This is a genomic window from Massilia sp. CT11-108 (assembly GCF_047302915.1).
GTDB classification, from domain to species: Bacteria; Pseudomonadota; Gammaproteobacteria; order Burkholderiales; family Burkholderiaceae_D; genus Telluria; species Telluria orientalis.
On record NZ_JBKYMO010001417.1, the window covers coordinates 1 to 310 of the forward strand.

Consider the following 310-nt stretch of genomic DNA (forward strand, 5'->3'; position numbering starts at 1 on the left):
GCGTGGGTGGTCGCGACGGCGCGCTCGTCGGGGGTGCCATCGGCGCCGCGGTCGGCAATTCGGTCCGCACCAACGACGACTATTACTATCGCAACCGCGGCTACGCCTACTCGGGCGGCTATTCCGGCGGCTATTACCAGTCGGCACCGGCCTACGTCGAGTCGCGTCCGGTGTATGTGGAATCGCCCCGCTATTACTACAACTCGCGCCCGGACGTCGTCGTCGTCGAACGGGGCCGCGGCTACGACCACGACCGCGGCGGTCATCGCGGCTGGGACCGCGACCGCGGCGGCTACGACCGCGACCGCGG

The 310-nt window shown here is 70.0% G+C and carries 1 protein-coding gene; it reads left to right on the forward strand.

Annotated features, from left to right (window positions below):
• The coding region (locus tag ACEN88_RS35080) for a hypothetical protein (protein ID WP_413347036.1) at positions 1–310 on the forward strand (310 nt) is incomplete at both ends.